The 20,773-nt window shown below is 63.5% G+C and carries 18 protein-coding genes, 1 other RNA gene and 1 pseudogene; 13 read left to right on the top strand and 7 right to left on the bottom strand.

Translation table 11 applies throughout. From position 1 onward, the window contains the following. Positions 1 to 43: 43 nt before the first annotated feature. Positions 44 to 847: pseudogene (locus XARJCFBP2528_RS19310) on the bottom strand (baseplate assembly protein); the annotation flags it as partial. A 115-nt stretch (positions 848 to 962) separates the two neighbouring features. On the opposite strand from XARJCFBP2528_RS19310, the gene XARJCFBP2528_RS19300 reads away from it, so the two are divergent. The 3 genes from XARJCFBP2528_RS19300 (at position 963) to XARJCFBP2528_RS19290 (ending at position 3,650) form a co-directional block, all read left to right on the top strand. Further along, positions 963 to 2,107, top strand: a protein-coding gene (locus XARJCFBP2528_RS19300; protein ID WP_102596353.1) for an IS3 family transposase whose coding sequence is annotated in 2 segments (ribosomal slippage) — positions 963 to 1,200 and positions 1,200 to 2,107 — 1,146 coding nt in all. Because the reading frame shifts where the segments join, the coding sequence is not laid out codon by codon here. A gap of 253 nt (positions 2,108 to 2,360) precedes the next feature. Beyond that, the gene (locus tag XARJCFBP2528_RS24370; protein ID WP_230673792.1) at positions 2,361 to 3,116 is read left to right on the top strand and encodes a hypothetical protein; all 756 of its coding nucleotides are present in this window, start codon (positions 2,361 to 2,363) and stop codon (positions 3,114 to 3,116) included. Positions 3,117 to 3,149: 33 nt separating this feature from the next. Further along, the gene (locus XARJCFBP2528_RS19290) at positions 3,150 to 3,650 is read left to right on the top strand and encodes a hypothetical protein (protein ID WP_039812838.1); all 501 of its coding nucleotides are present in this window, start codon (positions 3,150 to 3,152) and stop codon (positions 3,648 to 3,650) included. A gap of 83 nt (positions 3,651 to 3,733) precedes the next feature. On the opposite strand, the gene XARJCFBP2528_RS19285 is transcribed toward XARJCFBP2528_RS19290, so the two are convergent. Both XARJCFBP2528_RS19285 and ssrA read right to left on the bottom strand, forming a co-directional pair. Beyond that, complete coding sequence (locus tag XARJCFBP2528_RS19285) at positions 3,734 to 5,275, bottom strand: site-specific integrase (RefSeq protein WP_026064109.1); 1,542 nt, start codon at positions 5,273 to 5,275, stop codon at positions 3,734 to 3,736. A 107-nt stretch (positions 5,276 to 5,382) separates the two neighbouring features. After that, positions 5,383 to 5,779: a transfer-messenger RNA gene (gene ssrA / locus XARJCFBP2528_RS22930) on the bottom strand. A 133-nt stretch (positions 5,780 to 5,912) separates the two neighbouring features. Here ssrA and XARJCFBP2528_RS19280 point away from each other — a divergent pair. Beyond that, the gene (locus XARJCFBP2528_RS19280; RefSeq protein WP_016901569.1) at positions 5,913 to 8,369 is read left to right on the top strand and encodes a S8 family peptidase; all 2,457 of its coding nucleotides are present in this window, start codon (positions 5,913 to 5,915) and stop codon (positions 8,367 to 8,369) included. Positions 8,370 to 8,508: 139 nt separating this feature from the next. Here XARJCFBP2528_RS19280 and smpB read toward each other — a convergent pair whose 3' ends face one another. Further along, the gene (gene smpB / locus XARJCFBP2528_RS19275; protein WP_016901568.1) at positions 8,509 to 9,012 is read right to left on the bottom strand and encodes an SsrA-binding protein SmpB; all 504 of its coding nucleotides are present in this window, start codon (positions 9,010 to 9,012) and stop codon (positions 8,509 to 8,511) included. A 60-nt stretch (positions 9,013 to 9,072) separates the two neighbouring features. On the opposite strand from smpB, the gene XARJCFBP2528_RS19270 reads away from it, so the two are divergent. Together XARJCFBP2528_RS19270 and XARJCFBP2528_RS19265 are read left to right on the top strand one after the other, a co-directional pair. Further along, positions 9,073 to 9,504, top strand: a complete 432-nt coding sequence (locus XARJCFBP2528_RS19270; RefSeq protein WP_016901567.1) for a type II toxin-antitoxin system RatA family toxin — start codon at positions 9,073 to 9,075, stop codon at positions 9,502 to 9,504. Between the two features lie 2 nt (positions 9,505 to 9,506). After that, positions 9,507 to 9,782, top strand: coding sequence for an RnfH family protein (locus XARJCFBP2528_RS19265; protein ID WP_016901566.1), 276 nt, complete (start codon positions 9,507 to 9,509; stop codon positions 9,780 to 9,782). Between the two features lie 276 nt (positions 9,783 to 10,058). Here the strand turns inward: XARJCFBP2528_RS19265 and XARJCFBP2528_RS19260 are convergent, their stop codons facing one another. Then, positions 10,059 to 10,454, bottom strand: a complete 396-nt coding sequence (locus XARJCFBP2528_RS19260) for an outer membrane protein assembly factor BamE (protein WP_016901565.1) — start codon at positions 10,452 to 10,454, stop codon at positions 10,059 to 10,061. 104 nt (positions 10,455 to 10,558) lie between these two features. On the opposite strand from XARJCFBP2528_RS19260, the gene fur reads away from it, so the two are divergent. Further along, positions 10,559 to 10,969: a ferric iron uptake transcriptional regulator gene (gene fur, locus XARJCFBP2528_RS19255; RefSeq protein WP_016901564.1), complete on the top strand. Its 411-nt coding sequence runs from the start codon at positions 10,559 to 10,561 to the stop codon at positions 10,967 to 10,969. A gap of 108 nt (positions 10,970 to 11,077) precedes the next feature. On the opposite strand, the gene recN is transcribed toward fur, so the two are convergent. Further along, entirely contained in the window at positions 11,078 to 12,742 is a 1,665-nt protein-coding gene (recN, locus tag XARJCFBP2528_RS19250; RefSeq protein ID WP_016901563.1) for a DNA repair protein RecN, read from the bottom strand. A gap of 116 nt (positions 12,743 to 12,858) precedes the next feature. On the opposite strand from recN, the gene hrcA reads away from it, so the two are divergent. From hrcA to XARJCFBP2528_RS19220, 6 genes are all read left to right on the top strand, one after another. Next, the gene (gene hrcA / locus XARJCFBP2528_RS19245; protein ID WP_016901562.1) at positions 12,859 to 13,911 is read left to right on the top strand and encodes a heat-inducible transcriptional repressor HrcA; all 1,053 of its coding nucleotides are present in this window, start codon (positions 12,859 to 12,861) and stop codon (positions 13,909 to 13,911) included. A 99-nt stretch (positions 13,912 to 14,010) separates the two neighbouring features. Then, positions 14,011 to 14,529 (top strand): nucleotide exchange factor GrpE, encoded by a 519-nt coding sequence (gene grpE, locus XARJCFBP2528_RS19240; RefSeq protein WP_010366360.1) that lies wholly within the window; start codon positions 14,011 to 14,013, stop codon positions 14,527 to 14,529. A gap of 142 nt (positions 14,530 to 14,671) precedes the next feature. Beyond that, positions 14,672 to 16,597, top strand: a complete 1,926-nt coding sequence (dnaK, locus tag XARJCFBP2528_RS19235; protein ID WP_016901561.1) for a molecular chaperone DnaK — start codon at positions 14,672 to 14,674, stop codon at positions 16,595 to 16,597. A gap of 159 nt (positions 16,598 to 16,756) precedes the next feature. Further along, positions 16,757 to 17,884: a molecular chaperone DnaJ gene (gene dnaJ / locus XARJCFBP2528_RS19230; RefSeq protein ID WP_016901560.1), complete on the top strand. Its 1,128-nt coding sequence runs from the start codon at positions 16,757 to 16,759 to the stop codon at positions 17,882 to 17,884. Positions 17,885 to 18,217: 333 nt separating this feature from the next. After that, a complete protein-coding gene (gene pdxY, locus XARJCFBP2528_RS19225; RefSeq protein WP_016901559.1) occupies positions 18,218 to 19,126 on the top strand; it encodes a pyridoxal kinase in 909 nt (302 codons plus the stop codon). Beyond that, positions 19,123 to 20,250, top strand: a complete 1,128-nt coding sequence (locus XARJCFBP2528_RS19220; RefSeq protein WP_026064108.1) for a prephenate dehydrogenase — start codon at positions 19,123 to 19,125, stop codon at positions 20,248 to 20,250. Before pdxY ends, XARJCFBP2528_RS19220 begins: the two co-directional genes overlap by 4 nt. A 274-nt stretch (positions 20,251 to 20,524) precedes the next feature. Here XARJCFBP2528_RS19220 and XARJCFBP2528_RS19215 read toward each other — a convergent pair whose 3' ends face one another. Then, positions 20,525 to 20,737 carry a hypothetical protein gene (locus tag XARJCFBP2528_RS19215; RefSeq protein WP_016901556.1) on the bottom strand — a complete coding sequence of 71 codons (213 nt, stop codon included), beginning with the start codon at positions 20,735 to 20,737 and terminating at the stop codon, positions 20,525 to 20,527. Between the last annotated feature and the right edge of the window lie 36 nt (positions 20,738 to 20,773).

The following is a 20,773-nucleotide window of genomic DNA, read 5'->3' as shown; positions in this document are numbered from 1 at the left end:
AAATTCCACTTCTGGCGTCTGCTACTTCGCGGGGGGATTACCGGTCCAGCTCGATGCGCTGCACACCATCGGCGAACAACTTGGCCTTGATGGCCGACTCGGGGACGTCGCGGCCAATGCGGTGGGCCTCGGCCAGATAGGCCTGCAGGCTGCGCAGGGCTTCGCGCATGACCACCGCCGAGTCCGGGCCAGCGTAGGTGTAGACGCGCCCGCGAATGGCGTATAGGACGATCTCGGCGCTCTGGACCGCTACCTCGTCGGTCAACGGGCGCACATCGGCATCGGTGAGGACGGCGGCCACTTCGTCGAGCAGTTCCTGCGGCGCGGTGCCATCGCTAGTGCGCGATTGAATGGTGACCAGCACTTGCCCGGGTGCGGGGCTGGTGGCACTGGCATCCATCACATCTGCTGCGGCACTGAGCGCGTGATAGATGTACGCGCCCTCGGGGCCGGCGACGCTGAACCCCTCCGGAGCCAGCTGGATGCGGCGGCGGAAGTCCACGTCCCACTCATGGGTCGGTGCAATGCCGTTCCCCGGCTGGCCCGGATCAAGCACCAGGCGCGCGACACCAAACAATGCGCCGAGGTGATCGAAGTTGGTGCCGGTGGCGAAGGCCAGCATGGTCTGCTGTGCCTTGTCGTTGGCGCGCTGGCGGATCAGCAGCTCGCGGGCCGCGAACAACTGCAAGAGCTTGTAGACGGGATCCGACTCGGTGAGTGCGGAGAACTCCGGCATGAGCCGGCGAAACTGGGCAATCGCCTGGGTAAATATCGTCTCGAAGTCCAGAGCTTCGATGAGGTCTGGCGCTTGAAGTTTTGAAAGATCGACAGCAGTGAAAGAAGCCATAGGAGGTCCACGTGCGAAGTTGAATTATTCGCGCGTGGACCTTGAGCGACTATGATACGCCCAGGGTTTCCTAGACATCTCATGGCCATGGAAAATGGTCGATTCGGAGGTGTCTATGAGCAGCAAGCGGTATACGGATGAGTTCAAGATCGAGGCGGTCCGGCAAGTGACTGATCGTGGGTTCAAGGTGGCAGAAGTCGCCGAGCGGCTGGGTGTCACCACGCACAGCCTGTACGCCTGGCTGCGCACGTTCGGCAAGCCTGGCGTAGTGCAGCGCGCCGAGGTGGACCAGAGCGCCGAGGTTCGGCGGCTAAAGGCAGAGTTGCGTCGAGTGACCGAGGAGCGCGACATCCTAAAAAAGGCCGCCGCGTACTTTGCCAAGGGGTAAAGGCAAAGTACGCCTTCATGCAAGCCCACTGCGGGGAATTCAGGGTGTGTGTGATGTGCCGGGTGTTGCGGGTCAACCGGGCGGGTTATTACGCCTGGTTACGCTCGCCCGACAGTGAGCGCGCCAAGGAAGATGATCGCTTGCTTGGACTAATCAAGCACCACTGGCTGGCCAGCGGCAGTGTTTATGGGCATCGCAAGATCACCACGGATCTGCGCGATCTAGGTGAGCGTTGTAGTCGCCATCGGGTGCATCGGCTGATGCGCACCGAGGGACTGCGTGCCCAGGTGGGCTATGGTCGCAAACCGCGCTTCCATGGAGGGATGCAGTGCAAGGCGGCTGCCAACCTGCTTGACCGACAGTTCGACGTGACGGAGCCGGACACGGCCTGGGCGAGTGATTTCACCTTCATCCGCACGCATGAAGGCTGGATGTATTTGGCTGTTGTGATCGATCTGTTTTCCAGGCAGGTCGTCGGCTGGGCGATGCGCGATCGGGCCGACACCGAGTTGGTCGTGCAGGCCTTGTTGTCTGCGGTGTGGCGGCGCAAACCCAACGCTGGTTGCTTGGTTCATTCGGACCAAGGGTCTGTCTACACCAGCGATGACTGGCGCAGTTTCCTGGCGTCCCATGGCTTGGTGTGCAGCATGAGTCGGCGTGGCAACTGCCACGACAACGCACCCGTGGAGAGCTTCTTCGGCCTGCTCAAACGCGAGCGGATCAGGCGGCGGACCTATCCCACCAAGGACGCCGCTCGCGCCGAGGTATTCGACTACATCGAGATGTTCTACAACCCCAACCGCCGCCACGGTTCAACTGGCGACTTGTCCCCTGTAGAGTTTGAACGGCGCTACGCGCAACGAGGGTCTTGAGTGTCTACGGAACCCTGGGCGTATCAAATATTCGTGACCTGAACGCTATTAAGCGTACAAGCTCTTGTGAGCGATCGGATGAATGGGATTGTAGAGGCTAAAAGACAGTTCAAGCTTGACTTCGTTCTTCGCAACCCTTCTTCGCAAGGTTCGTGAAGCACTAATTGACATCAAGCGAACGCGGCCGCAGAATTTACGCAGGAAAGTGGACTGCACGTCGTGCAGTTGTAACGGAAATACTCTTAAGGTCGTCATGAGTAATAAAGCAGTTGGGCTAAGTGCCCTTGTTTTAGCTGTTGTTGTGGGTGGCATTGTTTGGATGCAGGAGGCTAGAAAAAATGAAGCCCCTCAGCATGGAGTAAGCTCGGAAAAAAATAAATCTTCGACTGAGAAAATGTCGGGTTCTTCCAGTTTGGCTGCATCTGCCCAGTCTTTTACTCAGTCGTCGGCACCGAGCATTAGACACCCGTTTCCTGAAATTCCTCGAACACGCGATGGAATGAGTTTCGAGAATGATCCGGGATTTGCCGAAAGCAAAGCCGAGCAAAAGTGGCTCGACCGACATGGCTATCCAAACGAGAAGCAGCTAGAAGCTTATATGCTCGCTCCAGCGGCGCTTCTCAAGCAAGCTGCCGAGGCAGGTGATATCGCGGCACAAGCAATGCTTGACGCGAGGCTGCTGCCAACCGATCCAAAAGCTCAACAACGTCTTGTGGATGCAGGAGCGGAAGGCAACCTTTTTGCACTGAATATGCTTGCGTCTTATCAGGGGGGGAGTGCCAATGGCGATCCTGTGGCGGCTTATGCGGTGTCGCGTGTGGCGGAAATGCGGGGCGATGCCCGAGCCGGAATAACCAGAGAAGTCATGATCGCAAAGCCCCTTACGACCGAGCAGAAAATGCTTGGCGAATCTGAGGCTTTGCGCCTGAATCAGGCAATAAATCAAATTTATATTTCTAAGCACGGCGTCGCGCCGATTTTGGATAAGCGTCCCATCGGGGGGCAATAGTTTTCTGTTGTTTTTATCAAGGAGTGAGTTGAAATGGGGATTGGAAAAAGGGTTGGTTTTGCTGTTTTGTCCTTGAGTGGCTTAGTGGGTATTGCGATTGCATGCTCTGAATTGCCGATGCCGCCACTGCCGCCCATCCAGGTTGGTTTGGCCGATCTGCCGAAATTTAGTGATTATTCAAATCCAGCCAACGCAGCATTCATGAAGAAGCTTGATACTTCTGCGTCACGAGTGCTGGGTGAAAGTAACTGGGTGGCCAACTCTTATAAAGGGTATGTGTCCTATACCGTCAAGATTTTGATGTATACCGGTCGTGCTATGGTCTACATCGAAAAGCCCTGCGGTAAAAAGGCTCAGGAAATGGCAGAGCAGATCCAGCAGCAGACATCGACCGGTGGTAGCTCGGGCGGCGGCGGTAGTGCCGGATCAGGTGGCGGCAGTAGTGGTGGTGTATTGATCGGTGGCGGTTGCTACGGTAGCTGTGGTGGCAAAATGCCGGTTGTTGACGTAGGTCCTCCGCAGAACGTCGGCTAATCTCTAAATCTGATGTTGTTGTTGTGCAGCGTTCTAAGCTCTCTATACCAAATGCCTCAGCGCTCCAGCGTTGGGGCATTTTTTCAGCTTTCTTTGATCGAATTTTTCCACCCTGTTGTTGGCGCCTTAGTCGTCCTCTTCTTTGCCGCCTGCTCGCGTCGTCGTTCCATGTGGCGAACCTGCTTGAACGACCGATCAAATTGCCCCGGCGTGTAAGTGGGCAGGGGAAGTGGAGGGCCAAACTGCTCAATGGCCGAAAAGCGAGCGGGAACAGAGGGCGGATCAACGTAATGCTTCAAGCCTGGCGGAAGCGTCAGCTCGTGGCCGGTGATTTGTTGGGAAATCGGAAGCGAGATGCCATGTTCATTGACCAGCGAGTTGGACAAGGTGTGTCGGAAGCAATGAAAGCTTTTGAGCCGTTGGGTCAGCCCTTGCTTGATCGCATAGGCCCGGAACTGATCACCCAGCGCGTCGCCGTAGCCGTTTTCGGCGTTGTAGGGCAGGTGCGGGAACAGTCGCTCAAAGCCTGCGCGCTTGACCTCATCCACATAGACCAAGAACCCAGCGTCGATTAGGGATGTGGGCAGGGGAACAAAGCGGGAGGAGTGGGGGTTCTTCAAGCGCTGATCCGGCTTTGCTCCTCGGAAATGCACGCCCCAGAAGTCACCGACCTTGCCGATGTCGTCAACATAGAGCTGAGCGACCTCGTTGACCCGAGCACCGGTCGCAAATCCCAACAGCGTGCCAAACCATCGATGCGGATACTTTTTCGCCCAGGACGTGAATGCATTCAGCTCAAGTAGCGCTTCGAGCTCAGCCTGGCTAAACGGATCACGACTCGGCTCATCGGTGAGCGACTTGGGACGATTGAGGATGGCTTTGTGAGGCGCCTTGCTGATCAGGTCTTCGTTTGCCAAGGCGTTGAAGAAGGACGCAATACGATCCCGATGCTTTTCCTTGGTGCGCATGCTCAGCAGTTCATGACCACCTTGCCGCGCCTTGCTCAGGACTTCGACAGGGGTGAGGCCGGCGAACACCGCCTTCTTGGTAGCGTTGCTCGGGTAGTGTTCGAGGGCATCCAGGAACTTTCGGACATCATCGGTCTTGTAGTCCTCGACCGGTTTGTCGCCGACAAGCGCCACAAAAAGACCCAGGCTGTGCTCGGTATCAAGCACGTTTTTCGCGCTTCGCCCCACGCGCCGCATTTCACTGATGTGGATGGTGGCGCGCTCTGACAGCAGCGGTCCGGCGCTCTTCACAGAAGCCAGTTGCTGAAGAGGGAGGTGTTTCAGTGCGTCCAGCAGCCGAGCATGATCGTCCGCTCCGTTGGCAGAGAGCTCCACGCCACCGACTTTGATGGTGTAGGGGCGGGTTTCGTTCCCTTGCAACGCGGCCAGAGCCTGGCTCAGCAAATCGTCCTGCATGCCCGCTCCTTGCCGCATCTGATCGAATGCTTCCGAGAGTGCCACAGCAGTTCGAGCTACGGCCAGTCGGGCAGCATCACCCAGGGACAAGCGAACGGGACGGACAAGGTAGCGCGAGCCAATGAGGGCTTGCAGGTCAGTCGGGACGAAGAAGCGCACATAGAGCCCAGCAGGGCGGCGCAAAAAATAAGGCTTCGGCACGGGGTTTGATACCTCGTTTGATACCTAACGCAGGCTCAAACTGAACATCAAACCCCGGGCCTAACCTTCGCGAAATCAAGCACTTACTGCTCTTTTCCACGATCAGATGGTGGAGGTGGGCGGAATCGAACCGCCGTCCGGAAGCACTCCATCCCCAGCACTACATGCTTAGCCCTCCGTTAGATCTCATCCCCAGGCAGCACGGTTGGCAAAGCGCACCTGGAAACCAGCCTGCTTTATCTAACCGGTAGCTGACAGGCAGCCACTACCGATGGTTCCGTGATAATGACCCTACACCTACGAGCACGGGCACAAGTAGGTTCGGGGGTTCGCCTTAGGCGGCTGTAGAACTGCAACTAAAGCCAATTAAGCGGCGATAGCGAAGTCCGAACCGTAGTTGTCATCGTTGGCAACTAAAAGTTTGCTGCTGGATTAACGAGGAAAGCTGCCCCCTCGGCATGCGCCAAGCGACTTCGCGACCCCCGTCGAAACCAGTGCACCCCCGGGGAAAGCATCAAAACGCTGACCTGATCAGTGTAGGGATCGGAGCGCCCTGTCACAAGTGGTGAGACGTGCAGCGCTTACAGTGGCTTCAGTCCTATCGGACGGAAAAGTCTGGTAATCAAGGAGCGAAGCGATGGCGACAGGCAAGCCCCCAGGTCCGCGGCAGGCACGCAGCACGCCCCGCAAAAGCGCATCGGGCGTCGACGCCCCCAGCCCTCGACGCGCAGCCAGGGCCGCGCAGCAGCAGGCGCAGGACACCGGGCTGACGCGCGTGCAGGGCAAGGCGCGCACCGTGATCTACATCCATGGCATCGGCAACAAGCCGCCGGCCGAGGTGTTGCGCTGCCAGTGGGACAAGGCCTTGTTCGGGCGGCCGATGGGCGAGCGCACGCGCCTGGCGTACTGGGTCAATCGCGAGCGCTATCCGGTTGCCGAACCCGGTAACTGCGATGCGCGCGATGTCGGCCCGGCGCTCAATCAGAGCGTGCAGCGCGCCTTGAGCACGCTTGGGCTGGTGCCAGGCGAGCAGGATCTGCATTTGCTCGCCGATGCCTTGGCGCAGAGCGAGCAAGAGCGTGTCGATCTGCACCGCTTGCTGGATGAACTGGATGCCGCGCCCGCGATGCCGGCGGCGGGCCAGGTGCAGACCAAAGGTCCGATCGATGCGATCAACCGCGTGCTGCTGCGGCTGATCTCCGCTGCGCTGCTGCAGGACGTGCACGATTTGTTCTTCGTGCCCGAGCGTGCGGCGTTGATGCGCGGCAGCCTGATGCAGCGGTTGCGCTCGGGTGGCGGGCCGTTTGTGGTGGTGGCGCACAGCCAGGGCTCGATGATCGCCTTTGACGTGTTGCGTCAGCTCCAGGCGGCCGAGTGCGAGGTCAGCCTGTTCCTGACCCTGGGCTCGCCCTTGGGCCTGCCGCAGGTGCGCAGCATGTTCAAGCGCTGGACCGGCACGCGCAAGCTGCCGTTTCCCGCGTGCGTGCGGCGCTGGATCAACGTGGCCGATACGCGTGACCCGATCGCGCTGGATGCGGATCTCGGCGACGACATCGCCAATGCCAAGGGGCGTTTCGAGAACCTCGCGGGCGCGCGCCTGAATCCGGACTGGCAGCACAACGCGCATTCGGGTTCGGGCTATCTGTCGATTCCGCAGGTGCGCGCGGCGGTGCGCGAAGCGGTGGGCGTCGGCTTCGACCAACCGGTCTCCAACGCGGTGCTGATCAAGGATCTCAGTGAGCAGTTGGAAGCGCATGGCGCCGAGCACCGGCACGAAGTGCTGATCGAATTGGATCGACGGTTGCTGGGCGACGATCCGGCCGCCACGCGTGCACTGCTGTTGGCGCAATTGCGCCAGACCGCTGCAGCGACCACCGGCTTGAGCGGCGATGCGCTGGACGAGGCGATCGAGCTTGAGGACGGCTTGCAGCGGTTTGTGTCGGCGCGGCTGACGCGGTTCGAGATCGAATCGCTGCAGGACCGCTACCGCGCGCTGGGATTCCGGCGCGTATGGCGCGATGCCGGCAAGCGCGCGTTGATCAACGTGTCCGGTAACGTTCTGCATGCCGACGCGGCGCGCACCGCATATCGCGCACGCGGGCAACAGATCGGCTGGGCGGTGCTGGACACCGGTATCGCAGCCAGTCACCCGCATTTCTTCGCAAAGGGAGAGCGCGACACGGTGGTGGCGCAATGGGATTGCACGCGGCGGGGTGCAGCCAGGCGATTGACGCGCGCCGACGGCGATGCCTTCGCCCAGCTGGATCGGCACGGGCACGGCACGCATACCGCCGGGATCATCGCCGGCCATAGCCGGGCGGTGATTCCCGACGCGCAGGGCAACCCGGGCAAACCGCTGGAGTTTGCCGGCATGGCGCCGGACACCCAGCTGTACGGGTTCAAGGTGCTGGACGATGCCGGCAACGGCCGTGATTCGTGGATGATCAAGGCGGTGCAGCAGGTGGCGGCGATCAACGAGCGCGCCGGCGAGCTGGTCATCCACGGCGTCAATCTGAGCCTGGGCGGCTACTTCGATCCGGAGAGCTACGGCTGCGGTTTTACGCCGCTGTGCAACGAGTTGCGGCGGCTATGGCGGCAAGGCGTGCTGGTGGTGGTGGCCGCCGGCAACGAAGGTCTGGCCTGGTTGATGCGCAACGACGGCGATGCGTATCCGGCCAACATGGATCTGTCGATCAGCGACCCGGGCAATCTGGAAGACGCCATCGTAGTCGGCTCGGTGCACAAGAGCAGCCCGCACAATTACGGCGTGTCGTATTTTTCGTCGCGCGGGCCGACCGCCGATGGGCGCGGCAAGCCGGATGTCGTGGCGCCGGGCGAAAAGATCCTGTCGGCCTATTACGATTTCGATCCGAAAGATCCGGCCAGCCTGATGGTGGAAATGAGCGGCACCAGCATGGCCGCACCGCACGTCTCCGGCGTGCTGGCCGGCTTTCTCTCCGCCCGCCGCGAGTTCATCGGCTTTCCGGATCGGGTCAAGCAGCTGATGCTGGACACCAGCACCGACCTGCAACGCGATCGCTATGTACAGGGCAGGGGAGTGCCGAATTTGATGCGGATGCTTGGGAAGACGTGATGAATCGGGAGTGGGGAATCGGGAATCGTAAAAGCAGGATGCTTCTTGCGGATCCCGAAATACCCTCGTCGTGAACTAACTTGAGGTCAACGCAGCGAGCCTACCCAGCTCTTGCGATTCCCCACTCCCGATTCCCGATTCACGCATCCCGGTTATGCCGCCGCATCACGCGCTGCTTGTCGCGTTGCCAGTCACGGTCCTTGGCGGCGTCGCGCTTGTCGTGGTTCTGCTTGCCCTTGGCCAGCGCGATTTCCAGCTTGACCTTGTTGTCGCTCCAGTACAGCGCGGTGGGCACCAGGGTGTAGCCGTCGCGTTCGACGCTGCTCAGCACCTTGTCGATTTCCCGGCGGTGCAGCAGCAGCTTGCGGTCGCGGCGTTCCACCGGCACGGTATGGCTGGAGGCCTGGATCAGCGGGGTGATCTGCGCGCCGATCAGGAAGATCTCGCCGGAGCGCACATAGGCATAGCCATCGATGATGTTGGCGCGGCCGGCGCGGATCGCCTTGACCTCCCAGCCCTGCAGGGCCAGGCCGGCTTCGTAGCGCTCTTCCAGGTGGTATTCGTAGCGCGCACGCTTGTTCAGCGCGATGGTTTTCGTGGCCGTCGCGCCGTTTGCTTTATCCTTGGCTGGTTTCTTGCTCATGCCGCCATTGTCGCCGATTCGGCGTCATCAAACGATCTTCTGTCTTTCACAAGTTAGCGAATGCCTACCATCCGTCGCAGCGCCCTGGTCGAACACAGCGCCACCCGCATGTTCGATCTGGTCAATGATGTTGCCGCCTATCCGCGCCGTTTCGGCTGGTGCGATGCTGCGCAGGTGCTTGAACAGGACCAGGCGCATATCGTTGCGCGGCTGGATCTGGGGTTGGGGTCGTTCCGCACCTGGTTCACCACCGAAAACGTGCTCGAACGCCCGCAGCGCATCGTCATGCATCTGCGCGACGGGCCGTTCAAGCGCCTGGAAGGCCTGTGGGAGTTTCAGTCGCTGGGCGAGAACGCCTGCAAGGTCAGCCTGACCCTGGAAGTGGAAACCAGTTCGCGGCTGTTGGGTCCGGCGCTGGCGCTGGGTTTTCAAGGCCTGGCCGACCGCATGGTCAACGATTTCGTGCGGGTCGCCGATCGCGGCGACGTCTGAGCATGCGGGTCGATGTCGTGCTGGCCTGGCCGGACCGCTGCAGTTCGGTATCGCTGGAACTGGCCGAGGGCGCTACCGTGGCCGAGGCGATTGCCGCCTCGGGTCTGGCCCCGGATCGACCACCTGCCGCGCAGGCGATCCATGGGCTGATCGCACGCGCGGATCAGGTGCTGCGTGACGGCGACCGGGTCGAATTGCTCAGGCCGCTGCTGCTGGACCCGAAGGAGGCGCGGCGTCGCCGTGCCGGACCGAGCAAAAAGGCCGGTCCCAACGGATAGCTGTTGGCCGGCACTGCGATGCATGTGCGCCGTGCGCAACAGCGAGCTCTTCTGGTGAGTGATCTGGACAAGCGAGCGCAGCCGGTAGCTTGAACAGGCGCATGTCGCCCCGAGACGGCTGACAAAAACCCACAGATGTCGATATCCAGATCAGCGCTGCAGTTCCTGATCGAACACATCTTTTCGACCAGGAAAATGAAAAACGCATCCGTTCAAACGGATGCGTTTTTTGCTGCGGCGACACTCAGGCGATCGCGCAGTGCGCGAGCAAGCGCATCAACGGCCGCGCTGCTTCTTCTTGTCGCGGGCCAGATTGCGACCGAACTGCTTGGGTGCCGACTTGGCCAGCTGCTCGTCCTGCGACGGGAAATAATCGCCTTCCCAGCGAACGACCTGCTCGTTTTCGAAGAACACGGTGAAGTTCTTGACCTCGGTGCGCGCCAGACGGTCCACGCGCTGGGTGGAGGTGTAGTCCCAGCGCTGCGAATGGAACGGATCGGGGATCGAGGGAGTACCCAGCAGCGCGCTGACCTGCTGCTTGCTCTGGCCTACCTGCAGTTGCTCCACGGCATTCTGTTTGATCAGATTGCCCTGGTAGATCGGCTGCTTGTAGATGATGCCGCAGCCAGCGGTGGAGAGAGCAACGGCGGCGACCAGCAGGAGATTACGCATCGGGGATTAAGTGCTGAGGAAATCACGCCGATGATACACTCCCGTCGGTCGCCGCGACCCGTTTGATGGCAGCTGGCGCTAAATCGCCAATGAACGGAGAACATATGGAAACCCACGACCTGCGCAAAGTCGGGCTCAAGGTGACCCATCCGCGGATGCGGATCCTGGAGTTGCTCGAGCAGAAGAGCAACCAGCACCACCTCAGCGCAGAAGACATCTATCGGCAGCTGCTCGACCATGGCGACGAAATCGGTCTGGCCACGGTGTACCGGGTGCTGACCCAGTTCGAGGCCGCCGGCCTGGTGCTGAAGCACAATTTCGAAGGCGGCCAGGCGGTCTATGAGCTGGATCGCGGCGGCCATCACGACCATATGGTGGACGTGGACACCGGCCACGTGATCGAGTTCGAGAGCGAAGAGATCGAGGCCTTGCAGCGGCAGATCGCCGCCCAGCATGGCTACGAGCTGGAAGAGCACTCGCTGGTGCTGTACGTGCGCAAGAAGCGTCCGCGCTGACGCAAGCCGGTGGTAGTGCGGCAACGACAAGGCGGCTTCGGCCGCCTTGTGCGTTTGCCGCCATCGGCTGCCCGGGCACCCCCGATGGCGGCCGACTGCGCCGGCGGCTCAGGCGCTCTGCAGCAGCTTGCGTGCCGCCGCGCGGGCTTCCTTGCTGACTTCCACCCCGCCTAGCATGCGTGCCAGTTCTTCCTGGCGCGCCTGCGGGCCGAGCAGTTCGACCGCGCTCTGGGTCATGCCGTCCACCGGCGCCTTGCTGACCCGATAGTGCGCGTGGCCCTTGGCGGCCACCTGCGGCAAGTGGGTTACGCACAGCACCTGGCGCTCTTCGCCCAGGGCGCGCAGCTTCTGCCCGACGATGTCGGCCACCGCGCCGCCGATGCCGGAATCCACTTCGTCGAAGACCATGGTCGGCACGCTGTCCAGCCCGAGCGCGGCGACCTCGATCGCCAGCGAAATCCGCGACAGCTCGCCGCCGGAGGCGACCTTGCGCAATGCGCGCGGCGGCTGCCCGGCGTTGGCGGCGACCAGGAATTCCACCCGCTCGGCGCCGTTGGGGTCCGGGCGCAATGCCTCCTGCGGCTGCAGCTGGATCAGGAACTGCCCGCCGCCCATGCCCAGCTCGCCGATCAGCGTGGTGGTGGCGGCCGACAAGGCCTCGGCAGCGGTGGTGCGGCTGGCGCTGAGGCTGCTGGCCGCGCTGCGCCAGACGCCGATCGCCGCCTCGATATGCTTGTCCAGCTGCTGCAGGCGCTCATCGGCGCCGCGCAGGCTTTCCACTTCCAGGCTCATGCGGTCGCGCTGGGCGGCCAGTTCGTCCGGGGTGACGCGGTGCTTGCGGGCCAGATCGTGCAGGCGGCCGAGCCGGCGCTCCATCGCCTCGAACTGGGCCGGGTCGGCCTCCAGGTCGTCGCGCACGCGGTCGAGCAGGGCCAGCGCCTCCTCGATCTGGATGACGGCGCTGTCCAGCAGTGCATCGACCTCGCCCAGGCGTGGCTCGTGCTCGGCCACGCGCGCCAGGTCGTGGCGGCTGTCCTGCAGCAGGCCCAGCGCGGAGGCGCCGTCGTCGCCATTGAGCTGCAGGGCCACGCTGTCGCAGGCGCCGATCAATGCGGTGGCGTGCGCCTGGCGGCGGTGATTGACGTCCAGCGCGGCGATCGCGGCCGGGTCCAGGTCCTCGCGTTCCAGTTCGCCGAGCTGGTGTTCCAGGAAGCCGATGCGGTCGGAGACGTCGCCTTGCGCGGACAGCGCATCGCGCTCGTCCAGCAGGGCCTGCCAGCGCTGGCTGGCCTGGCGCACCTGCTCGCGCTGCGCGCCGTTGCGGGCGTAGGCGTCGAGCAGGGCGAGCTGGCTGTGGCGGGCCATCAGGGCCTGGTGTTCGTGCTGGCCGTGGATCTCCACCAGCCGCGAGGCCAGCTCCGCCAGTTGCGAAGAGGTCACCGGGCGGCCGTTGATCCAGGCACGCGAGCCGCCATCGGCACGGATGATCCGGCGCAGCTGGCATTGCGCATCGTCGTCGAGTTCGTTGTCCGACAGCCAGGTCAGGCCCGGGTGCTGGGCCGGCAGCTGGAATTCGGCCGACAGCTCGGCGCGGTCGGCGCCGTGGCGGACCACGCCGCTGTCGGCGCGCAGCCCGGACAGGAAGCCCAGCGCGTCCACCATCAGCGACTTGCCGGCGCCGGTTTCGCCGGAAACCACGGTCATGCCCGGCCCGAATTCCAGTTCGGTGGCGCGGACGACGGCGAAATCCTTGATGGAGAGGTGTCTGAGCATGGGATCGAGTGTGAACGCTTTGGGGAAGCTTAGGGTGGGAGCGGCGGGCAGGGAATAAGACGCTTGCCAACCGCAGGGCCAGACATTATCTATGCCCAGTCTCACCGGATGATCCCATGCGCGCGTCACAGTCCCCAACGCTCGATCCCCGCGCACGCCAACTGCTGCGGACGCTGATTGCCCGCTATATCCGCGATGGCGAGCCGGTCGGTTCCAAGACGCTGGCCCAGCACGCGGGGCTGGACGTCAGCCCGGCCACCATCCGCAACATCCTGGCCGATCTGGAGGATGTGGGCCTGCTCAGCTCTCCGCATACCTCGGCCGGGCGGGTGCCCACCGCGCACGGTTACCGAGTGTTCGTCGACAGCCTGGTGCAGATGCAGCCGCCCGGCGAGGAAGAAGTGCGCCGCCTGCGCGCGGAGCTTGCCAGCGGCAACGGCACCCAGTCGCTGCTCGGCAGCGCCTCGCAGATGCTGTCGGCGATGAGCCATTTCGTCGGCGTGGTCAGTGCGCCGCGGCGCGAGCAGTTCGCGTTCCGGCATATCGACTTCGTGGCGCTGGACGCGCGCCGGGTGCTGGCGATCCTGGTGTTTGCCGACAACGAGGTGCAGAACCGGGTGATCGAGCCGCGCCGGGCCTACGAGCCGGCCGAGCTGGAGCGGGTGGCCAATTACCTCAATGCGCAATTTGCCGGGCGCGCGCTGTCAGACATCCGCGCCTCGCTGCTGCGCGAGCTGCGCATGGCCAAGAACGAGATGGAGCAGCTGCTGGCGCACAGCGTGGATCTGGCCAGCGAGGCGCTGGTGCCGGCTGACGCCGACGACATGGTGATGGCCGGGCAGACCCGCCTGATGGGCGTGCAGGACCTGTCGGACCTGGACCGGCTGCGCGAGCTGTTCGAGGCCTTCGCCAGCAAGCGCGAGATCCTGCAGCTGCTTGAACGCACCATCCAGGCGCCGGGCGTGCGCATCTTCATCGGCGAAGAGACCGGCATGGTGTCGCTGGACGATGTCTCGCTGGTCACCGCGCCGTATGCCGCCAATGGCCAGGTGCTGGGCGTGCTGGGCGTGATCGGGCCCAAACGCATGGCCTACGACCGGGTGATTCCGCTGGTGCAGACCGCCGCCCAGGTGCTGGGCGCGGCCATGGAACCGCCCGGCACGCGATAAGCGGCAGCGATCGATACGATCGTTTTGCTTGAAACGCGCGCGCGCGCCCACATACGGGGTGACGTTGGGGCGGGCGTTCCGCTTGCCCGGGAACTGCACATGAACCAAGACCACCCCGAATTCGACTCCGAAGACCTGTCCCAGAACCCACCCGAGACCGATCCGCTCAAGGCCGAGATCGAGTCGCTGCGCAGCGAGATCGCGCTGGTCAAGGCCGATGCCCTGCGCGAGCGGGCCGATCTGGAAAACCAGCGCAAGCGCATCGCCCGCGACGTCGAGAACGCACGCAAGTTCGCCAACGAGAAGCTGCTGGGCGAGCTGCTGCCGGTGTTCGACAGCCTGGACGCCGGCCTGACCGCGGCCGGCACCGAACCCAGCCCGCTGCGCGATGGCCTGGACATGACCTACAAGCAGTTGCTCAAGGTCGCGGCCGACAACGGCCTGACCCTGCTCGACCCGGTCGGCCAGCCGTTCAACCCGGACCAGCACCAGGCGATCAGCCAGGGCGAGGCCGAGGGCATCGCCCCGGGCCACGTGGTGCAGGTGTTCCAGAAAGGCTATCTGCTCAACGAGCGTCTGCTGCGCCCGGCCCTGGTGGTCGTGGCCAAGCACGACTGAACCGCAGCGCCCGGCTGAACTGCCGGGCGCATGCGCGAAACGCAGATTCGTGCAGGTGGCTTGAACACCTGCGCACCACCCCCACATCTCAGCCAGACCCGGCGTCGCCGGACACAGCTACAGAATCATCAGGAGCGTATCCATGGGCAAGATCATTGGTATTGACCTCGGCACCACGAACTCGTGCGTGTCGATCATGGACGGCGGCAAGGCCCGCGTCATCGAAAATTCCGAGGGCGACCGCACCACGCCTTCGATCGTCGCCTACACCAAGGACGGCGAAGTGCTGGTCGGTGCCTCGGCCAAGCGCCAGGCGGTGACCAACCCGAAGAACACCTTCTACGCGGTGAAGCGCCTGATCGGCCGCAAGTTCACCGACGCCGAAGTGCAGAAGGACATCTCGCACGTGCCGTACGGCATTCTTGCCCACGACAACGGCGATGCCTGGGTGCAGACCAGCGATGGCAAGCGTATGGCACCGCAGGAAATCTCTGCGCGCGTGCTGGAAAAGATGAAGAAGACCGCCGAGGACTTCCTGGGCGAGAAGGTCACCGAGGCCGTGATCACGGTGCCGGCCTACTTCAACGACAGCCAGCGTCAGGCCACCAAGGACGCCGGCCGCATCGCCGGTCTGGACGTCAAGCGCATCATCAACGAGCCGACCGCGGCAGCCCTGGCCTATGGCCTGGACAAGAACGGCGGCGACCGCAAGATCGCCGTGTACGACCTGGGCGGCGGTACCTTCGACGTGTCGATCATCGAAATCGCTGAAGTCGATGGCGAGAAGCAGTTCGAAGTGCTGGCCACCAACGGCGACACCTTCCTGGGCGGCGAAGACTTCGACAACCGCGTCATCGAGTATCTGGTCGACGAATTCAACAAGGATCAGGGCATCGATCTGCGCAAGGATCCGTTGGCACTGCAGCGTCTGAAGGACGCCGCAGAGCGCGCCAAGATCGAGCTGTCGACCAGCCAGCAGACCGAAGTGAACCTGCCGTACGTCACTGCCGATGCCTCGGGCCCGAAGCACCTCAACATCAAGCTGACCCGTGCCAAGCTCGAAGCGCTGGTGGAAGACCTGGTCAAGAAGTCGATCGAGCCGTGCCGCACCGCGTTGAACGATGCCGGCCTGCGCGCCAGCGACATCAACGAAGTGATCCTGGTCGGCGGTCAGACCCGCATGCCGAAGGTGCAGCAGGCGGTTGCCGATTTCTTCGGCAAGGAACCGCGCAAGGACGTCAACCCGGACGAAGCCGTGGCCGTGGGCGCTGCGATCCAGGGCGGCGTGCTGGCCGGCGACGTCAAGGACGTGCTGCTGCTGGACGTGACCCCGCTGTCGCTGGGTATCGAAACCATGGGCGGCGTGTTTACCAAGATCATTGAAAAGAACACCACCATCCCGACCAAGGCCTCGCAGACCTTCTCCACTGCCGAGGACAACCAGTCGGCCGTGACCGTGCACGTGCTGCAGGGTGAGCGCGAGCAGGCCCGCTTCAACAAGTCGCTGGCCAAGTTCGACCTGTCCGGCATCGAGCCGGCGCCGCGCGGCATGCCGCAGGTGGAGGTGTCCTTCGACATCGACGCCAACGGCATCCTGCACGTGTCGGCCAAGGACAAGAAGACCAACAAGGAACAGAAGGTCGAGATCAAGGCCGGTTCGGGTCTGTCGGACGAAGAGATCCAGCGCATGGTCGCCGACGCGGAAGCCAACCGCGAGGAAGACAAGAAGTTCCAGGAACTGGTGCAGGCCCGCAACCAGGCCGATGGCCTGATCCACGCCACCCGTACCGCGATCACCGAGCATGGCAGCAAGGTCGGTGGCGATGTGATCGGCAAGGTGGAAGCGGCGCTGTCGGATCTGGAAACCGCCATGAAGAGCGACGACAAGGCGCAAATCGAAGCCCGCAGCAAGACCCTGGAAGAAGCCGGCCAGTCGCTGTACGCAGCTGCCGCCGCGGCAGAGCAGGGCGGCAACGCCGATGCGGCCAGCGGCAACGCGCAGGCCTCCAAGGCCGCCGACGACGTGGTGGACGCCGAGTTCACCGAGGTCAAGGACGACAAGAAGTAAGCCGTGATTTGGGAGTCGGGAGTGGGGATTGGCAGCCGCTAAAGGTGCCGATCCCCATCCCGATATCCTTTACGCGTCGCGTCGCCAAGGCGGACCAGCGCATGCTGTCCGCTTTTGCGTTTCAACGAATCTCAAATCACGAATCCCCAATACCGGCTTATGAGCAAACGCGATTACTACGAAGTGCTGGGCGTTGCCCGTGGCGCCAGCGACGAGGAGCTGAAGAAGGCGTATCGGCGCTGTGCGATGAAGCACCACCCGGACCGCAATCCAGGCGACGCTGCTGCCGAGGCGATGTTCAAGGAGTGCAAGGAAGCCTATGAAGTGTTGTCGGACGGCAACAAGCGCCGTGCCTACGATGCGCATGGCCACGCTGCGTTCGAGCACGGCATGGGCGGTGGTGGTGGGCCGGGTGGCCCGGACATGGGAGATATCTTTGGCGATATCTTCGGCAATATTTTCGGCGGTGGCGCCGCCGGTCCGCGCGCTGCGCGACGTGGCGCCGACGTCGGTTACGTGTTGGAACTGGATCTGGAAGAAGCCGTCGCCGGCATCGAGCGCCGCATCGAGATCCCGACCCTGATCGAGTGCGAGCCCTGCCACGGCAGCGGTTCGGAAGACGGCAAGGTGGAAGTGTGCGGGACCTGCCACGGACGCGGCCAGGTGCGCATCCAGCGCGGCATCTTTGCCATGCAGCAGAGCTGCCCGCACTGCGACGGACGCGGCACGCTGATCCAGAATCCGTGCAAGACCTGCCACGGCGCCGGTCGCGTGGAAGAAGACAAGGTGCTGTCGATCAAGGTGCCTGCCGGTGTGGATACCGGCGACCGCATCCGCCTGGCCGGCGAGGGCGAGGCCGGTCCGGCCGGCACGCCGCCGGGCGATCTGTATGTGGAAGTGCGCGTGCGTGAGCATGCGATCTTCCAGCGCGACGGCGACGACCTGCATTGCGAGGTGCCGATCCGCATCTCGCAGGCGGCGCTCGGCGACACCGTGCGTGTGGCGACCCTGGGCGGTGAGGCGGAGATCCGCATTCCGGCCGAAACCCAGACCGGCAAGCTGTTCCGGTTGCGCGGCAAGGGCGTGCGCTCGGTGCGTAGCCGCACCGAAGGCGATCTGTATTGCCGCGTGGTGGTCGAAACGCCGGTGAATCTGACCGCCGACCAGCGCGAGTTGCTGCAGCAGTTCGAAGCCACGTTCACCGGTGAGGATGCACGCAAGCATTCGCCCAAGTCGGCCACGTTCATCGATGGCGTCAAGGGTTTCTGGGATCGGATGACGTCCTGAGGCTGGGAGTCGGGAATCGGGATTGGGGAATCGTAAGGGCGGTGTGGCCCGGCCTGCCGGGGTAGTGCGCCAGTGTGGCGATTCGGGATTCGTGGGTTTGGATGCCCGCTCCGAATGTTTGCAGAGTTGCACGGCTGAGTGAGGTTCTCCCTATCAATGCCGGCCCCAGGGGCCGGCATTTACGTTTGTGCGGCGGGAGCCCACAGAGGTAAGGGCGATAGCGACTGCTGCCAGCGCACAGACCGGCCTGGCGGCGGTGCGTGCAGCGGCGAGCGGACGACGGTCGCATCGATCGACGCTGGGCGCGCGGTGGCGCTGGCGTAAAATGCGGCGATGAACAATGCCCCCGACAGTCACCTCGTCCACGGTCGCCGCCAGCGTCCGGATGGTCCTTCGCCGATCGATGTGATCTCGGTGCAATCGCAACTGGTCTATGGCCATGCCGGCAACAGCGCGGCGGTGCCGCCGTTGCGTGCGCTGGGCCTGCGGGTGGCGGAAGTGCCAACCACGCTGCTGAGCAACGCGCCGTTCTACGCCACCTTGCGCGGCCGCATCCTGCCGGCCGACTGGTTGGCTGACCTGTTGCTGGGTGCCACCGAGCGCGGCCTGCCGCAGCGTGCGCGCATGCTGGTCTCCGGCTACTTCGGCAGCCTGGCCAATGGCGAAGCATTCGCCGACTGGCTCGAGCAGACCTTGCCGCAGGCGCCGCAGCTGCGGTATTGCCTGGACCCGGTGATCGGCGACACGCACACCGGCCCGTATGTCGAGCCTGGACTGGAGCGCGTCTTCGCCGAGCGGCTGTTGCCGCATGCCTGGCTGGTGACGCCGAATGCGTTCGAACTTGGGCGCCTGACCGGTTTGCCGAGTCTGCAGCAGGACGATGCCATCGTTGCCGCGCGCGCATTGCTGGCGCGCGGCCCGCAATGGGTGCTTGCGCACAGCGTGGCCGGTGCGGCCGGCGAGCTGGTAACCCTGGCGGTGAGCAACGCGGCAGTGTATCGCTGGGCCACGCCGCATCTGCCGGTGGATGTGGCCGGCACCGGCGATGTGCTGATGGCATTGCTGATCGGTTTGCTGCTGCGCGAGGTGCCGTTCGAGCAGGCGGTGGGGCATGCGCTCAGCGGCGTGCACAGCGCGCTGGAAGCGACCCTGGCTGCAGGCTTCGAAGAGTTCGATGTGCTGGCCGCCGCGCCGGCCGCACTCGCGGCCGCACCGCGCTTTGCCGTCGAGCGGTTGGCATGATGGCGCAGCCGGTGGTCGGCATCGTCGGCATCGCCGGCGCTTACGGACGCTGGCTGGCGCAATTTCTGCGCACGCGCATGCGGCTGGAGGTGATCGGCTTCGATCCGGCCGGTGACGGCGACATCGACGAAGCCACATTGGCGCAGCGAGCGGATGTGCTGATTTTTTCTGCACCGATCCGCCACACCGCCGGCTTGATCGAGCGCTATGTGGATCTTGCCGGCCCGCGTGCCGCGTCGCAGTTGTGGATGGATGTCACCTCGATCAAGCAGGCACCGGTCGCCGCGATGCTTGCCTCGCCAGCCGAGGTCGTCGGCCTGCATCCGATGACCGCACCGCCCAAATCGCCCACTTTGAAGGGGCGGGTGATGGTGGTCTGCCAGGCACGCCTGCAGCACTGGTCCACGTGGGTACAGGCGCTGTGCACTGCGTTGCAGGCCGAGTGCGTGTACGCCACGCCCGAGCACCACGACCGCGTGATGGCGCTGGTGCAGGCAATGGTGCACGCCACCCATCTGGCGCAGGCCGGTACCTTGCGCGACTACGCGCCGCTGCTCGGCGAGCTGCGCGCGCTGATGCCGTATCGCTCGGCCTCGTTCGAGCTGGATACCGCAGTGATCGCGCGCATCCTCTCGCTCAATCCGGCGATCTACGAAGACATCCAGTTCGGCAACCCCTATGTCGGCGAGATGCTCGATCGTTTGTTGCTGCAACTGCAGGAGCTGCGCGCCCTGGTCGCGCAAGGCGACGATGCGGCGCGCGCGCAGTTTCGCGCCCGGTTCCTGGACGATAACGCGCAGGCGCTACAAGGCGAGTCGCTCGCGGCCGGCAACTACACCTATGAGCGCGTGGGCTACCTGCTGGCCGACCTCACCGAACCGCTGACCTTGAGCGTGTATCTGCCGGAAGACCAGCCCGGGTCGTTGCGTGCCTTGCTGCATGTGTTCGAGCAGCACGGGGTGAACCTGTCGTCGATTCATTCCTCGCGCACGCCGGTGGGCGAGCTGCATTTCCGCATCGGGTTCGAGCCGGGTAGCGATCGCGCGGCGCTGACGCGGGCAGCCAGCGAAATCGACCGCAGCGGCATCGGGCGAGTGCTGGAGCGTTCCGACCGCAACGGGTAGCAGCAGCAGTGTGGGGCGGTCGTGGGCTTGCCCACTGTCGATGGCCGCAGCAGGGTGCAGATGTCAGTCACCGATCACGTGCTGGCCGCATGACACTGCATGCGATGGCCCCAAGCGCGAGGGTGATTGTCGCTGGGCGCAATGCCGGACAACGCGCACCGGTTTCATCCACACAGGGTGTGGATGAAACCTGCACAAGCATGTGGATAACTGTGTGCAGCCATTGCGCTGCAACGGCTGCGAACGGGTTGGTCAAAAAATGACCAGTGCAATCTCAGGGCGTCGACAGGCGCAGCTCGCCACCATCGGTGATGAAGCGCTGGCCATGCCGTTGCAGGCGGCGGCCATCGGGCAGTTCGTAGCGTGGCGCCGTGTGCGCTTGCGTGCGTGGTTGAGGCCCGTTGCGGGATTCGAGCTCGTCGCGGAATTCGATGATGACGTAGGACTCGCCATCTGCACCGATTGCGGGAAATTGCCGGAAAGACATACGCACCTCCGAAGGATTTCAGGGTCGCATTGCGAG

This window comes from Xanthomonas arboricola pv. juglandis, assembly GCF_001013475.1.
Classification (GTDB): Bacteria; Pseudomonadota; Gammaproteobacteria; order Xanthomonadales; family Xanthomonadaceae; genus Xanthomonas; species Xanthomonas arboricola.
Note: the sequence above shows the minus strand (reverse complement) of the source record. Positions and strands in the feature narration are given on the sequence as shown.